We start from the raw sequence: 13536 nt of genomic DNA, 5'->3' as shown, positions 1-13536 counted from the left end.
TCTGAATACCATTTACTTGATGAGCTACGCCCTTTCCAAGTAGGAACTATGCGGCCAAAGTTTCCCTATACGAGATTTTATACAAGCCTCAAGAGTTACTATAAGCGGTTCGAACCTCTCTAAAAACTTGTAATCAACGGCCTGATCGCAAAGTTCAAGGACGAAGGTTTTAAATGCTTTCTTTGAGGTGCCTGACAACTTGAAATCAGTTACACCACCAGCAGCGTCAGGGATTAGATATACAAACCAAGAGGGATGCAGTTCGTATGCCGACAAAATCCACTCATCTGGAAACAAGGCTTCGATTGCTGTTTTTCCCGGAATAACGACATAATCAAAGTTCCCATTGAATCCACCTTTATTTCCGTAAAATCCGTGTAGATCTTTTATGCTTTTCCGACCCGCCTCATCACCATCAAACACGCTTATTACCACCACCTCCTTCCTCACATGCATATAATTGGCGCGTATAAAACCCTCAAGTTCTTTTACACCACCAAAGTCTCGAAACTGAACATCTAAAGAAGCGATTATCATAGTGTCGCCATACGCCTCCTGATAATAAAAAGCCATTTGCGACAGATAATCTATATCCGTTTCCCCCTCCACAAAAATATTTAGATCTGTAAGACCAAAGTAATCCGAGAACTTGACACCTAGCGACGATCGAATATCTTCCGTAGCATCTCTCATCGTAGTATATGATTGCAATCGGGTTCCTGCAGTAGATGATGTAGCAACCCCCTGCACACTATCTACGGACTGGGGCATAAAGCTCAAAGAATGTGTGGTTTTGATAACCGTGGAGATACTAGCCAGGTCTTCCAAAATTTTAGAGCTTTGATAAGCCAATGAAGGGTGCATATAAGTCTCAGGCTCTTCAATAAGCCAAAGTACACGCTTTTCAGGCTTTTGTTGGGTGATCCATTTAAAAGAAGATAGCAGTACAGCGGACTGAATCCCCATCCCTTTAGTGAAAATTGAGCTGCGGCTATTATCCTGAACCATAAGTTCGAAACCGGAGATAAGATGTTCAAGCGCGTTTCTTGGATATTCCAGGGCAGTCTTAACTCCTTCCAACCCCGAAGATGCCAGGGCAGAGTTCATACAATCTGTTAGCGACTGAATACTTTTTCGAATCTCTTCATCGTAGGGTTCGAGAGCTTCCGCCACTTTTTTCTTAACAAACGGAGAAACGAACTCGTCGTACAACTGAGCAATAGATTTATTGGAAGGGATATAGTAACACTGAAATGCATCAAGCACCATTGTCACAATGGATTTTTGAAGCGTGGAATACTGAGCAGATTTTCCATCCGCTTTTTTTGCACCGGGATATATTTGATATACCGGCAACTGACCATTAAAATAAACATTAATAGAGAACGAGTTACCCGAAACCTCCGTTCGCGGCGACTTCAACATTTGCTTTAGCTTGCCAATCTTATCAAGAACATCCTTATCCTTTTTAGGGTCAGCTTCAAAAACCAAAGTAATACTTGTCTTTACGCTTTCATGAGAGAAGGGAATATCTCTTTCATCATCATACCCGTATTTATTATCATAACCCGTAAAAAAATAGTAAACCCCAAGCATCGCATTGGTCTTGCCGGAATTATTCGGACCAATAAGCGTACACCCGTCTCGAATATTAATTACCTGCTCAGCCGTAATTGTCCTGAAGTTTTTTATTCTTACACTAGTTACTTTCATAGTTCTTCCTTGCACCAAAACGACATCGAAATGCGTTGATGCTACTAGAGATCAGCGCCTTTGACACCCACCCTCACCACCGTAAAGATCACGATTTTTAGTGCCTTAAGCTTTTTCTGAATCGAATTGAGACCATTGAAACCTCCCGAGGCATCTCCATGCCCACAGAAAACCGATCCACCACCGAGAAGAAGCTCAGCATCCGTGAGTGTTGCGAGTGCGGTAGCGACGCCCTGACTTGGCAGACCCACAACAAGAACGTAGGTCACGCTCAACATGGCCGGCTGACCACCCAAGATATTCAGTGCCTGCTGGTGCTGGGCTGCGATGAGTGCTCCGAGACCCTTGCCGTTGTGAGCGCTGACCAAATAGCAACTTGGCTAACCGAAACGAAGCACGCCAGAGCGGAGCCGGAGGTGAGATCGTGAGGACGCATTTCGCAACATCCGCCGACCTGGATGACATCGAGCAGGCACCTTGCGGAACTTGGCTTGGGGAGCACTCCCAGCTGTCAGGCAACTGGGCGAGAGTCGATTGCTTGCTTTGCCAGAAGCGCAAGGAAAATATCACCAGATCCGCACAAGCCGAAGAGCACGCCATCATCGAGCAGATGGGCGAGATGGCGGAGTGCATGCGAGCCGACAGCGCAGAGCAAAATGCAAAGCAGGCCTTCCGCGACTACTGCGACCGCTGTGCCGAGATAGTGTCGACCTGGCCGGTATGGAAGCGTGAAGCGATCAAGTCACCTCCCGTGCCGGCTGTTGTGTGCAGGCCTGGCATCAATTGCGGCAAGTGCTTCGGGTGCGCCAGCAGAGCGCGAGGCAAGCAGTCCTGACCGAAAGAGCACATTTGCACTCCATCCAGCTGTAACCCCTCTATTCACTGCCGCGAGTGAGCGGCCAAGGAATCGTCATGCCAAGCCACATCACTAACAAATTGAGCGCGCCAGCTCACGTGCTCGCCTCGATGATCAACGAAGAAGGCCACATCGACTTCAGAGTGCTCATCAAATTTGAGGGCGATTTCTCTTGGGACATGATTTGCGGTGCCGCGGAGACCGCTGCGGAGGCAGCAATCAATCTCCCGCTGAGCAGCAACCCAATGCTTGCCAGCATACAGCGGCACAATCGCGAGACTTCGTCTGTGACGAAGCTCAGCGATGAAAGCTTCGAGCAGTTCATGCAGATGCTGCGCAACCACCGGAAATGCGGCCACCTGCATGACATGAACTTCGGTCGCCAAGCCTGGGGTACCAAGTGGAATGCATACGTCCAGAAAGTCGACCTTGAAGACCTCTACCTGTCGTTCGATACAGCCTGGAACGCGCCCATCCCTATTTTCAAAGCACTCTCCGCCCCGCATCCAACGGAAGAAATCACAGTCGTGTTCGCTGACGAGGACATCGGCAGCAACTGCGGAACCCTGAAACTCAAGGCAGGCGAACTGGTAGAGCAGGACTGCGCGGGGTCATGGAACGGAATGAGCGAGGCCGAGCAGGCGAAGTGGCGGGCTTTCGCTATGGAAGTGACAGGTCGAACCGACGAAGACGAAGACGAATAACAAACCTGCCGCCACCGGCGGCGTGGAGACCATCCCATGGAAACCGAGATCCTTTCGGACGAAGAGCTGGCCGACCTGACCGGCTACAAGGCCAGAGGTTGGCAGCGCCGCTGGCTCAATGATCGCTGCTGGCACTTCGTCGAGAGCCGCGGCGGCCGCACTCTGGTGGCTCGCCAGTATGCCCGCATGAAGTTGGGCGTAACCCTTGAGGTAGTGCCCCTAGCTCCCCTCCCCCCAACAGCGGCCGCCGCTTGGACACCAGACTTTTCGAAAGTGAGATGACATGCGCCCGCGCAAGACTGAGAACCGCCACCTCCCACCCCGACTGTACGAACGAAAGCGCAAGCGCAAAAGCGGCAAGGTTTGGGTCAGCTACTACTGCCTAGATAGGTCGGGAAAGGAGATTACCCTAGGCGCCGACCTGAACATCGCACGATTAAAGTGGGCTGAGCTGGAAGCGAAAGACAAGCCGCGTGATCTGCTGCTGATGAAAGCGATCTTCGATAGGTACCAACGCGACGTAATCCCCAAGAAGGCTGAACGGACACAGAAAGACAACCTAGCGGAACTCCGTCAGCTTCGCCCCTTCTTCGACGAGGCGCCAATTGACGCAATAACGCCGGCGCTGGTCGCACAGTACCGGGATGCCAGGTCAGCGCCTGTGAGGGCAAACCGGGAAATCGCTCTTTTGTCCCACGTGTACAACCTGGCCCGCGAGTGGGGTTTCACCACGAAGGAGAACCCTTGCCAGGGCGTGCGTAAAAACAAGGAGACGCCCCGCGACTTCTACGCCAATGACGCGGTCTGGCGGGCGGTGTACGGGAAAGCGGTTGAAGAGCTGAAGGTCGCCATGGATTTGGCGTACTTGACGGGCCAGCGTCCTGCGGACGTGCTGGTGATGAGGAAGGACGACATCGAGGACAAGGCCCTCGGCGTGAAGCAAAAGAAGACCCACAAGAAACTGCGGATCCTGCTGGAGGTGGACGGATTGGCCAGCGGCCTGGGCGTCCTCATCGAAGAGGTCTTGAAACGCAACGCGGCGCACGGATCACCTTACTTGATACTTACCGATGCGGGGAAACGAGTTACTGCGGCGATGCTACGGCACCGTTGGGATGATGCTCGGGAGGAGGCTGTGAAGGAAGCGACCGCCGCAGGGGACCAGGTGCTGGCCAGCCGAATCAGTCAGTTTCAATTCCGCGACATTCGCCCGAAGGCGGCCTCGGAAATCGCCGATGTCGACCATGCCAGCCTGCTGCTTGGCCACACGAAGGGAGACATAACCGAGAGGGTTTATCGACGCGTCGGGGCGCTCGCCAAGCCGACCAAATGAGCAAAGTATTAGGACGCGTCCTAATTCAAAGTATCTGGCGCCATTCCCAAGGGTGTTCCCACAGGTGGTTTTTCTATGCCCCAAAAACGCAAAAAGCCCTGAATAATCAGGGCTTTGAATGTGGCGGAAGCGTAGAGATTCGAACTCTAGGATAGTTGCCCATCGACGGTTTTCAAGACCGTTGCCTTAAACCACTCGGCCACGCTTCCAGCTGGTTTTGCGGCGGCAATAATACCTTAATGAAACACGCTGTCAAACTCTCTGTGTCGCGGGTTGTGGCAGCTCTGGTATGCTTCAGCCCATACGTTCCAATACCACGGGTCCCGACCCACCGGTTTCCCACCAAAGGAGTGCGCCATGCGCGAACAGGATTACGCCATCCAACACGGCCTGCAGGCCGATCAGCAGGAGGTCAGCAAGGTCCTGCGCAACACCTACAGCCTGCTGGCGCTCACCCTCGCCTTCAGCGGCATCATGGCCTTCGTCGCCCAGCAGATGCGTGTCGGCTACCCGAACATCTTCGTGGTGCTGATCGGCTTCTACGGCCTGTTCTTCCTCACCAACAAGCTGCGTGATTCGGCCTGGGGCCTGGTGTCCACCTTCGCCCTCACCGGTTTCATGGGCTTCATCCTCGGCCCAATCCTCAACCGCTACCTGGGCATGGCCGGCGGCGCCGAAATCGTCAGCTCGGCGTTCGCCATGACTGCCCTGGTGTTCGGCGGTCTGTCCGCTTACGTGCTGATCACCCGCAAGGACATGAGCTTCCTCAGCGGCTTCATCACCGCCGGCTTCTTCGTCCTGCTGGGCGCCGTGGTGGCCAGCTTCTTCTTCCAGATCAGCGGCCTGCAACTGGCGATCAGCGCTGGCTTCGTGCTGTTCTCGTCGGTCTGCATCCTGTTCCAGACCAGCGCCATCATCCACGGCGGCGAGCGCAACTACATCATGGCGACCATCAGCCTGTATGTATCGATCTACAACCTGTTCGTCAGCCTGCTGCAGCTGTTCGGCATCATGGGGCGCGACGACTGATCCAATTTCCGCCGCTCCTCGAAAAGCCCGCCTCGGCGGGCTTTTTCATGCCTGTACGAAACCGAAAATCACCAACAAAACAATTGACCTAAAAGTCAGCTTATTCGCTGATTCCTCAGCGATTATGCTGCCATCATGCTTGCCACTACCCCTCTGCGATTTCACCCCGTAGAATGCGCTCCTTTTTTCATCCGGGGCAGCAATTTCCATGAGTTCACTCGAACAGGGCCCGGGCGCCACGGCGCCTGCCAATGAACTGGTTCTAGGCCTCGAAGACAAGCCACGCCTGATGATCGGCCTGCTGGCCGCACTGCAGCACTTGCTGGCGATCATCGTGCCGATCGTCACACCCGGCTTGCTGATCTGCCAGGCGTTGGGTGTATCCGCCCGCGACACCAACCTGATCGTGTCGATGTCCCTGGTGATCTCCGGGATCGCCACCTTTGTCCAGTGCAAGCGCTTCGGGCCATTCGGTGCCGGGCTGCTGATCGTCCAGGGCACCAGCTTCAACTTCGTCGGGCCGCTGATCGCCGGTGGCGCGTTGATGGTCAAGCAAGGGACGCCGGTGGAAAGCGTGATGGCGGCGATCTTCGGCGTGGTCATCGCCGGTTCGTTCGTGGAAATGGGCGTCTCGCGCATCCTGCCCTTCGTCAAACGCCTGATCACCCCGCTGGTGACCGGCATCGTCGTGCTGATGATCGGCCTGACCCTGATCAAGGTCGGCCTGATCAGCATGGGCGGCGGCTTCGGCGCCATGGCCGATGGCACCTTCGCCAACGGCGAGAACCTGCTGTTGTCGGGCGTGGTGCTGGCCATCATCGTCATCCTCAACCGTATCCCGGTGGTGTGGATGCGCAGCTGCGCCATCGTCATCGCCCTGGCCGTGGGCTATGCCCTGGCCGGTTACCTGGGCCGCCTGGACTTCACCGGCATGCACCAGGCCGCACTGTTCCAGGTGCCCACCCCGCTGCACTTCGGCTTGGGCTTCTCCTGGGCGTTGTTCATCCCGATGCTGGTGATCTACCTGGTCACCTCGCTGGAAGCCATTGGCGATGTGACGGCCACCAGCAAGGTCTCGCGCCAGCCGGTCGAAGGCCCGGTGTGGATGCAGCGGATCAAGGGCGGCGTGCTGGTCAACGGTGCCAACTCGCTGCTGGCCGGCCTGTTCAACACCTTCCCCAGCTCGATCTTCGCCCAGAACAACGGCGTGATTCAGCTGACCGGCATCGCCAGCCGCCATATCGGTATTTGGATCGCGGCCATGCTGGTCCTGCTGGGGCTGTTCCCTAGCGTTGCCGGTGTGATCCAGGCCGTGCCGGAGCCCGTACTCGGCGGCGCGGCCATGGTGATGTTCGGCGCGGTGGCCGCCTCGGGCATCAACATCCTCGCCAGCACCCGCCTCGACCGCCGCGCCCTGCTGATCATCGCCGTCTCGCTGGCCTTGGGCCTGGGCGTGGCGCAGGTACCTGAGTTCCTGTCGCACATGCCGTCGGCACTGCGCCATGTACTGGAGTCGGGTGTCGCCACCGGCGGCATCTGCGCCCTGGTGCTCAACTGGTTCCTGCCGGAGAGCAAGGAAGCGGCCTGAGCCGTGCCCGGTTGAACCGAAAAGCCCGCGCCCACCCGCGCGGGCTTTTTGCTTTATCATGGCCGCATTCATTTGCACGAGCTTTCCATGAAATTCGCCATCGCGGTTTTTTCCCCGGCCCATGCGCCCTCCTCACGCCGCGCCCTGCGCTTCGCCGAGGCGGTGCTGGCCGGCGGGCATGAAATTGCCCGGTTGTTCTTCTACCAGGATGGCGTGCACAGCGCTTCGGCCAATATCGTCGCGCCCCAGGACGAAGTGGACGTGGCGGCTCAATGGCGCGCTTTCATCAGCGAACACCGGCTCGACGCCGTGGTGTGTATTGCCGCCGCCCTGCGCCGTGGCGTACTGGACGACGCGGAGGCCAACCGTTATCAGCGTCCGGCCGTCAACCTGCCCATGCCCTGGGAGCTGTCAGGTCTGGGGCAACTGCACGAGGCGGCGCAGCTGGCCGATCGCCTGGTCTGCTTCGGAGGGGATTGAGATGGCCAAGTCGCTATTGATCATCAGCCGCCAGGCGCCCTGGAACGGCCCGTCCGCGCGCGAAGCGCTCGACATCGCCCTGGCTGGCGGGGCCTTCGACCTGCCCTTGGGCATGCTGTTCCTCGATGACGGCGTGTTCCAGCTCGCTGCCGACCAGCAACCCGATGCCCTGCAACAGAAGAACCTTGCCGCCAACCTTCAGGCCCTGCCGATGTTCGGTGTCGAGGAATTGTTCGCCTGCGGCCATAGCCTGGCCCGTCGCGGGTTGGGCAGCGACACGCTGGGCCTGCCGGTCGAAGTGCTTGACGACACCGCGCTGGCTGCGCTGATTGCCCGTTTCGACCAGGTGGTAACGCTCTGATGACAACCCTGCATGTAATCGCCCATTCGCCGTTCGGTGACGAGCGCCTGGCAAGTTGCCTGCGTCTGTTGGGCCCGCAAGACGCACTGCTGCTGTGTGGTGACGCCACCTACGCGCTCAAGGCCGGCAGCGAGCCCTTCGCAGCCCTGCAAGCCGCTCATCTCGGCGGCCGCCTGTATGCGCTTACCGAGGACCTGCAGGCCCGTGCCCTCGACAGCCAGTTGGCCAAGGCCGTGGACTACCCCGCATTTGTCGAACTCACCCTGCACTACGACAAGGTCAACAGCTGGCTATGAGCACACTGACTGTCGGCGATCGTTCGATCGCCCTGGACAAGGATGGTTTCCTGGTCGACCTGCAGGACTGGTCCCACGAGGTCGCCGAGTGCCTCGCCGCCCGCGAAGACATCGCCTTGACCACGGATCATTGGGAGGTCCTCGAACTGCTGCGCCAGTTCTACGACGAGTACCAACTGTCCCCGGCCACCCGTCCGCTGATCAAATACACCGCACTCAAGCTGGGCGTGGAAAAGGGCAACAGCTCGCACCTGAACCGCCTGTTCAATGGCACTCCCGCCAAACTTGCCGCCAAGCTGGCGGGCCTGCCCAAGCCGACCAACTGCATATGACCGAACCGCTTGCACTGACCCTGGAAACCCCGGCCGAACATCCGTTCGCCGAGTTCGTTCGCATCCTCGGCAAAGGCAAACGTGGTGCCCGCGGGTTGACCCGTGAAGAGGCCCATGCCGCCATGACCTTGCTGCTCGAGGGCAAGGTGGAGGACACCCAGCTTGGTGCCTTCCTGATGCTGCTGCGGCACAAGGAGGAAAGCGCCGAGGAGTTGGCCGGCTTCACCGAGGCCCTGCGCGCGCACTTGCAGGCACCACGGCTTGCCGTCGACCTCGACTGGCCGAGCTACGCCGGCAAGAAGCGCCATCTGCCCTGGTACCTGCTGGCCGCCAAGTGCCTGGCGGGCAACGGCCTGCGCATCCTGATGCACGGGGGTGGAGCGCACACCGCCGGGCGGCTGTACACCGAGCAACTGCTGGGGCTGCTGGACATCTCCCTGTGCCGCGACTGGGCATCGGTCGAACAGGCGCTGGACGCTCGTCGACTGGCCTTTGCTCCCCTGCTGGACTGGGCGCCGCAACTGCAGCGCATGATCGACCTGCGCAACACCCTCGGCCTGCGTTCGCCGATCCACTCACTGGCCCGCGTGCTCAACCCCCTTGGCGCACGCTGCGGGCTGCAAAGCATCTTCCACCCCGGCTACCAGGCCGTTCACCGCGAAGCCAGTCGCCTGCTGGGTGATCATGCCGTAGTCGTCAAGGGTGACGGTGGCGAAATCGAGATCAATCCAGACGTGATCAGCCATCTGTATGGCACCTCCGGTGGCGAGGCCTGGGACGAGGAATGGCCGGCCCTGAGCGCCCAGCGCCATGTCAAACCCGCCAGCCTGCAACCTGAGCACCTGCTGGCAGTGTGGCGCGGCGAAACCGATGACAGCTATGGCGAACTGGCGGTGGTCGCCACCATGGCCCTTGCCCTGCGCGGGCTCGGGCAGAATCGCGAGCAGGCTTTCAGCACTGCGCGCACCTACTGGGCCAACCGAAAAAGCATCGAATAACCCGATAAAAACAGTGCAGTCTTTGCGCTATTTATTCGAACGCTTTTCTCTAGACTGAGCTCCAACGACAGACATCTTTGTTCGAGGAGCTCCCGCATGGGCCTTTTGATCGATGGCCACTGGCATGACCAGTGGTACCAGAGCAGCAAAGACGGCGCCTTCCAGCGCGAGAACGCACAACGCCGCAATACGCTGCCTGCTCCAGAGGCCGGCCGCTACCACCTGTACGTGTCGCTGGCCTGCCCCTGGGCCCACCGCACCCTGATCTTTCGAGCCCTCAAGGGCCTGGAGCCGCTGATCGATGTCTCGGTGGTCAGCTGGCTGATGGGCGAGCACGGCTGGACCTTCGACCAGCAGGAAGGCTCCACGGGCGACCACCTGGACGCCCTGCAGTACCTGCACCAGCGCTACACCCAGGACGACCCGCACTACACCGGGCGTGTGACCGTACCGGTGCTGTGGGACAAACAGGAGAAGCGCATCGTCAACAACGAGTCGGCGGAGATCATTCGCATCTTCAATACGGCATTCAACGAACTCACCGGCAACACGCTGGATCTGTACCCAGAGCCCCTGCGCGCCAGCATCGATGCGCTCAATGAACGTATTTATCCAGCGATCAACAATGGCGTGTACCGCGCAGGCTTCGCCACTTCGCAAACCGCCTACGAGGCGGCCTTCGACGACGTATTCAACGAGCTGGATCACCTGGAGGGGTTACTGGGTCGTCAGCGTTACCTGGCCGGCGAGTACCTGACCGAGGCCGACGTTCGCCTGTTCACGACACTGGTGCGTTTCGACGCGGTGTACCACGGTCACTTCAAGTGCAACCTGCGCCGCCTGAGCGACTACCCGAACCTGTCCAACTGGTTGCGCGAGCTGTACCAGTGGCCGGGCGTGGCCGAGACGGTGAACATGGAGCATATCCAGAAGCACTATTACATGAGCCACAAGACCATCAACCCGAATGGGATCGTGCCCAAGGGGCCGCTGCAGGATTTCAACCTGCCGCATGATCGGCAGCGGTTGCCTGGCAAAGGCATCTGGCAGGCCTGAGGCAATTGGGGCTGCGTTGCAGCCCATCGCCGGCAAGCCGGCTCCTACGAGATCGGTGTAGGAGCCGGCTTGCCGGCGATGGGCCGCAAAGCGGCCCCAGTTGCTTCAGCTATTTTGTGCCCCTTCGAACCACGCCAGCTTGTCGCGCAACTTCACCACTTCCCCGACAATCACCAGGGTCGGCGCATGCACTTCATGGCGGGCCACCAGCTCAGGCAGGTCTGCCAGGGTACCGGTAAACACCCGCTGGTTACGCGTGGTGCCTTGCTGCACCAGCGCCGCGGGCGTGCTGGCCGCGCGGCCATGGCGGATCAGCTCGGCACAGATGGTCGGCAATCCGACCAACCCCATGTAGAACACTAGGGTCTGGGCTGGCGCCACCAGATCGTTCCAGGGCAGGTTGCTGGTACCGTCCTTCAGGTGACCGGTGACGAAACGTACCGACTGGGCATAGTCACGGTGGGTCAGCGGAATGCCGCCATAGGCGGAGCAGCCACTGGCCGCGGTGATCCCCGGCACCACCTGGAATGGAATGCCTTCGTCGGCCAGTTCCTCGATCTCCTCGCCACCTCGACCGAAGATGAACGGATCGCCGCCCTTGAGCCGCAGCACGCGCTTGCCCTGGCGCGCCAGGTCCACCAGCAGACGGTTGATCTGGTCCTGGGGCACGGCATGGTCGGCGCGGCGCTTGCCGACATAGATGCGCTCGGCGTCACGCCGGCACATCTCGATGATGGCTGGCGCCACCAGGCGGTCATAGAGCACCACGTCGGCTTGCTGCATCAGGCGCAGGGCGCGGAAGGTCAGCAGGTCCGGATCGCCCGGGCCGGCACCCACCAAGTACACCTCGCCCCCCTGCTGCACCGGCGCGCCATCGACCATCGCCTGCAACAGGCGCTCGGCCTCTGCGCCCTGCCCGGCTAGCTGGCGTTCGGCGATCGGCCCCTGGAACACGTTTTCCCAGAAGCCGCGGCGCTGGTTGACGTCCGGATACAAGGCCTTGACCTTGTCTCGGAAGCGCGCGGCCAGCCCGGCCAGTTCGCCATAGGCGGAGGGAATCCAGGCTTCCAGCTTGGCGCGGATCAACCGCGCCAGCACCGGGGCATCGCCACCGCTGGACACCGCCACCACGAGCGGTGAACGGTCGACGATGGCCGGGAAGATCACCGTGCACAGGGCCGGCGCATCCACCACGTTGACCGGCAGGCTGCGCGCCTGCGCGTGCGCCGAGACCTGGGCGTTGAGCCCGGGGTCATCGGTGGCCGCGATCACCAGGCGACAGCCGTCCAGGTCGGACGACTGATAGCCGCGCACCAGGACTTCGCCACCGCCCTCGCGGGCCAGCGCGGCGAGCTGGCCGTCGACTTCCGGCGCCACCACCCGCAGCGCGGCGCCGGCATCAGCCAGCAGGCGCGCCTTGCGCAGGGCGATCTCGCCACCGCCGACGACTAGCGCGCGGCCACCCTGCAGCTTGTGGAACAGCGGCAGGTAGTCCATTCAGCGAATGACCTCGACGCCGCCCATGTAGGGCTTGAGCACTTCCGGCACACGGATGGAACCGTCGGCCTGCTGGTAGTTCTCCAACACCGCGACCAAGGTACGACCGACGGCCAGGCCCGAGCCGTTGAGGGTGTGTACCAGCTCTGGCTTGCCGGTTTCCGGGTTGCGCCAGCGGGCCTGCATGCGACGGGCCTGGAAATCACCGCAGTTGGAGCAGGAGCTGATCTCGCGGTATTTGTCCTGGCTGGGGACCCACACTTCCAGGTCGTAGGTCTTCACGGCGCCGAAGCCCATGTCGCCGGTGCACAGGGCCAGTACGCGGTACGGCAGCTCCAGCAACTGCAGCACGCGCTCGGCGTTGGCGGTCAGGCCTTCCAGGGCTTCCATCGACTTCGACGGCTCGACGACCTGCACCATCTCGACCTTGTCGAACTGGTGCTGGCGGATCATGCCGCGGGTGTCACGACCCGATGCACCGGCTTCGCTGCGGAAGCACGGGGTGTGGGCGACGAGCTTGATCGGCAGTTGCTTGGCGTCGATGATCTCACCGGCCACCAGGTTGGTCAGCGACACTTCGGCGGTCGGGATCAGGTAGAAGTCGGCCTCGCCTTCGCGGCTGATCTTGAACAGGTCTTCCTCGAACTTCGGCAACTGGCCGGTACCCTGCAGGGCCGGGGCCTGCACCAGGTACGGGGTGTAGTGTTCCTCGTAGCCATGCTCGCCGGTGTGCAGGTTGATCATGAACTGGGCCAGGGCGCGATGCAGGCGGGCAATCGGGCCGCGCAGCACGGCGAAACGGGCACCGGACAGCTTGGCGGCGGCTTCGAAGTCCAGGCCACGGCTGATCTCGCCCAGGGCCACGTGGTCCTTGATCTCGAAATCGAAGGTGGCCGGGGTGCCCCAGCGGCGCACTTCGACGTTCTCTTCTTCACTGGCGCCGACCGGCACGCTGGCGTCCGGCAGGTTGGGGATGGTCAGCAGGATCGCGTCCAGCTCCGCCTGGATGCCGTCCAGTTCGGTCTTGCCTTCGGCCAGTTCGTTGGCCATGCGCTCGACGTCGGCCATCAGCGGCGCGATATCCTCGCCCTTGGCCTTGGCTTGGCCAATCGATTTGGAACGGGCGTTACGCTCGGCCTGCAGTTGCTCGGTGCGGGTCTGCACCGATTTGCGGCGCTCTTCCAGCGATTCGATGCGCGCGACATCCAGGCTGAAGCCACGGGTGGCCAGGCGGTCCGCCACTACCTGAAGTTCAGTGCGTAACTGTTTGGAATCGAGCATGTCGTTCTCTCG

Annotated in this window: 15 protein-coding genes and 1 tRNA gene; 12 read left to right on the top strand and 4 right to left on the bottom strand. The window is 60.0% G+C overall.

Going from position 1 to position 13536, the window contains the following annotated elements:
* Nucleotides 1-24: 24 nt before the first annotated feature.
* Entirely contained in the window at nt 25-1713 is a 1689-nt protein-coding gene (locus PSEEN_RS10395) for an ATP-dependent nuclease (RefSeq protein ID WP_044487979.1), read from the bottom strand.
* Between the two features lie 424 nt (nt 1714-2137).
* On the opposite strand from PSEEN_RS10395, the gene PSEEN_RS26915 reads away from it, so the two are divergent.
* The 4 genes from PSEEN_RS26915 to PSEEN_RS10370 all read left to right on the top strand — a co-directional run bounded on the left by PSEEN_RS26915 (nt 2138) and on the right by PSEEN_RS10370 (nt 4606).
* Nucleotides 2138-2548: a hypothetical protein gene (locus PSEEN_RS26915; protein ID WP_193383914.1), complete on the top strand. Its 411-nt coding sequence runs from the start codon at nt 2138-2140 to the stop codon at nt 2546-2548.
* Nucleotides 2549-2625: 77 nt separating this feature from the next.
* Nucleotides 2626-3273, top strand: a complete 648-nt coding sequence (locus tag PSEEN_RS10380) for a DUF1281 family ferredoxin-like fold protein (protein WP_044487978.1) — start codon at nt 2626-2628, stop codon at nt 3271-3273.
* 36 nt (nt 3274-3309) lie between these two features.
* A complete protein-coding gene (locus PSEEN_RS10375; protein ID WP_011533448.1) occupies nt 3310-3555 on the top strand; it encodes a DUF4224 domain-containing protein in 246 nt (81 codons plus the stop codon).
* A 1-nt stretch (nt 3556) separates the two neighbouring features.
* A complete protein-coding gene (locus PSEEN_RS10370) occupies nt 3557-4606 on the top strand; it encodes a tyrosine-type recombinase/integrase (protein ID WP_011533447.1) in 1050 nt (349 codons plus the stop codon).
* 121 nt (nt 4607-4727) lie between these two features.
* On the opposite strand, the gene PSEEN_RS10365 is transcribed toward PSEEN_RS10370, so the two are convergent.
* Nucleotides 4728-4815: transfer RNA gene (locus tag PSEEN_RS10365), tRNA-Ser, on the bottom strand.
* A 148-nt stretch (nt 4816-4963) separates the two neighbouring features.
* On the opposite strand from PSEEN_RS10365, the gene PSEEN_RS10360 reads away from it, so the two are divergent.
* The 8 genes from PSEEN_RS10360 to PSEEN_RS10325 all read left to right on the top strand — a co-directional run bounded on the left by PSEEN_RS10360 (nt 4964) and on the right by PSEEN_RS10325 (nt 10746).
* Entirely contained in the window at nt 4964-5635 is a 672-nt protein-coding gene (locus tag PSEEN_RS10360; RefSeq protein WP_011533446.1) for a Bax inhibitor-1/YccA family protein, read from the top strand.
* 208 nt (nt 5636-5843) lie between these two features.
* Complete coding sequence (locus tag PSEEN_RS10355) at nt 5844-7223, top strand: nucleobase:cation symporter-2 family protein (RefSeq protein WP_011533445.1); 1380 nt, start codon at nt 5844-5846, stop codon at nt 7221-7223.
* Nucleotides 7224-7310: 87 nt separating this feature from the next.
* Nucleotides 7311-7703, top strand: coding sequence for a sulfurtransferase complex subunit TusD (gene tusD / locus PSEEN_RS10350; RefSeq protein WP_011533444.1), 393 nt, complete (start codon nt 7311-7313; stop codon nt 7701-7703).
* A 1-nt stretch (nt 7704) separates the two neighbouring features.
* Nucleotides 7705-8064 (top strand): sulfurtransferase complex subunit TusC, encoded by a 360-nt coding sequence (tusC, locus tag PSEEN_RS10345; RefSeq protein ID WP_044487975.1) that lies wholly within the window; start codon nt 7705-7707, stop codon nt 8062-8064.
* Nucleotides 8064-8360, top strand: coding sequence for a sulfurtransferase complex subunit TusB (gene tusB, locus PSEEN_RS10340; protein WP_011533442.1), 297 nt, complete (start codon nt 8064-8066; stop codon nt 8358-8360). Before tusC ends, tusB begins: the two co-directional genes overlap by 1 nt.
* Nucleotides 8357-8692 (top strand): TusE/DsrC/DsvC family sulfur relay protein, encoded by a 336-nt coding sequence (locus PSEEN_RS10335; RefSeq protein ID WP_011533441.1) that lies wholly within the window; start codon nt 8357-8359, stop codon nt 8690-8692. Before tusB ends, PSEEN_RS10335 begins: the two co-directional genes overlap by 4 nt.
* A 14-nt stretch (nt 8693-8706) precedes the next feature.
* Nucleotides 8707-9690 (top strand): glycosyl transferase family protein, encoded by a 984-nt coding sequence (locus tag PSEEN_RS10330; RefSeq protein WP_373694309.1) that lies wholly within the window; start codon nt 8707-8709, stop codon nt 9688-9690.
* 96 nt (nt 9691-9786) lie between these two features.
* Nucleotides 9787-10746, top strand: a complete 960-nt coding sequence (locus PSEEN_RS10325) for a glutathione S-transferase family protein (RefSeq protein WP_011533439.1) — start codon at nt 9787-9789, stop codon at nt 10744-10746.
* A 105-nt stretch (nt 10747-10851) separates the two neighbouring features.
* Here the strand turns inward: PSEEN_RS10325 and cysG are convergent, their stop codons facing one another.
* Together cysG and serS are read right to left on the bottom strand one after the other, a co-directional pair.
* Nucleotides 10852-12243, bottom strand: a complete 1392-nt coding sequence (gene cysG, locus PSEEN_RS10320) for a siroheme synthase CysG (RefSeq protein ID WP_011533438.1) — start codon at nt 12241-12243, stop codon at nt 10852-10854.
* The gene (gene serS, locus PSEEN_RS10315) at nt 12244-13524 is read right to left on the bottom strand and encodes a serine--tRNA ligase (protein ID WP_011533437.1); all 1281 of its coding nucleotides are present in this window, start codon (nt 13522-13524) and stop codon (nt 12244-12246) included. It abuts the gene before it with no gap.
* Between the last annotated feature and the right edge of the window lie 12 nt (nt 13525-13536).

Origin of the sequence: Pseudomonas entomophila L48 (assembly GCF_000026105.1) — a bacterium.
Lineage (GTDB): Bacteria > Pseudomonadota > Gammaproteobacteria > Pseudomonadales > Pseudomonadaceae > Aquipseudomonas > Aquipseudomonas entomophila.
The sequence above is the reverse complement of the archived record's forward strand: the minus strand, read 5'-3'. Positions and strand labels throughout refer to the sequence as shown.

What these genes read in the sequence shown, in the direction of transcription:
- PSEEN_RS10395 (WP_044487979.1), bottom strand. Translation starts at nt 1,713, where the DNA reads ATGAAAGTAACTAGTGTAAGAATAAAAAACTTCAGGACAATTACGGCT.
- PSEEN_RS10380 (WP_044487978.1), top strand. Translation starts at nt 2,626, where the DNA reads ATGCCAAGCCACATCACTAACAAATTGAGCGCGCCAGCTCACGTGCTC.
- PSEEN_RS10375 (WP_011533448.1), top strand. Translation starts at nt 3,310, where the DNA reads ATGGAAACCGAGATCCTTTCGGACGAAGAGCTGGCCGACCTGACCGGC.
- PSEEN_RS10370 (WP_011533447.1), top strand. Translation starts at nt 3,557, where the DNA reads ATGCGCCCGCGCAAGACTGAGAACCGCCACCTCCCACCCCGACTGTAC.
- PSEEN_RS10360 (WP_011533446.1), top strand. Translation starts at nt 4,964, where the DNA reads ATGCGCGAACAGGATTACGCCATCCAACACGGCCTGCAGGCCGATCAG.
- PSEEN_RS10355 (WP_011533445.1), top strand. Translation starts at nt 5,844, where the DNA reads ATGAGTTCACTCGAACAGGGCCCGGGCGCCACGGCGCCTGCCAATGAA.
- tusD (WP_011533444.1), top strand. Translation starts at nt 7,311, where the DNA reads ATGAAATTCGCCATCGCGGTTTTTTCCCCGGCCCATGCGCCCTCCTCA.
- tusC (WP_044487975.1), top strand. Translation starts at nt 7,705, where the DNA reads ATGGCCAAGTCGCTATTGATCATCAGCCGCCAGGCGCCCTGGAACGGC.
- tusB (WP_011533442.1), top strand. Translation starts at nt 8,064, where the DNA reads ATGACAACCCTGCATGTAATCGCCCATTCGCCGTTCGGTGACGAGCGC.
- PSEEN_RS10335 (WP_011533441.1), top strand. Translation starts at nt 8,357, where the DNA reads ATGAGCACACTGACTGTCGGCGATCGTTCGATCGCCCTGGACAAGGAT.
- PSEEN_RS10325 (WP_011533439.1), top strand. Translation starts at nt 9,787, where the DNA reads ATGGGCCTTTTGATCGATGGCCACTGGCATGACCAGTGGTACCAGAGC.
- cysG (WP_011533438.1), bottom strand. Translation starts at nt 12,243, where the DNA reads ATGGACTACCTGCCGCTGTTCCACAAGCTGCAGGGTGGCCGCGCGCTA.
- serS (WP_011533437.1), bottom strand. Translation starts at nt 13,524, where the DNA reads ATGCTCGATTCCAAACAGTTACGCACTGAACTTCAGGTAGTGGCGGAC.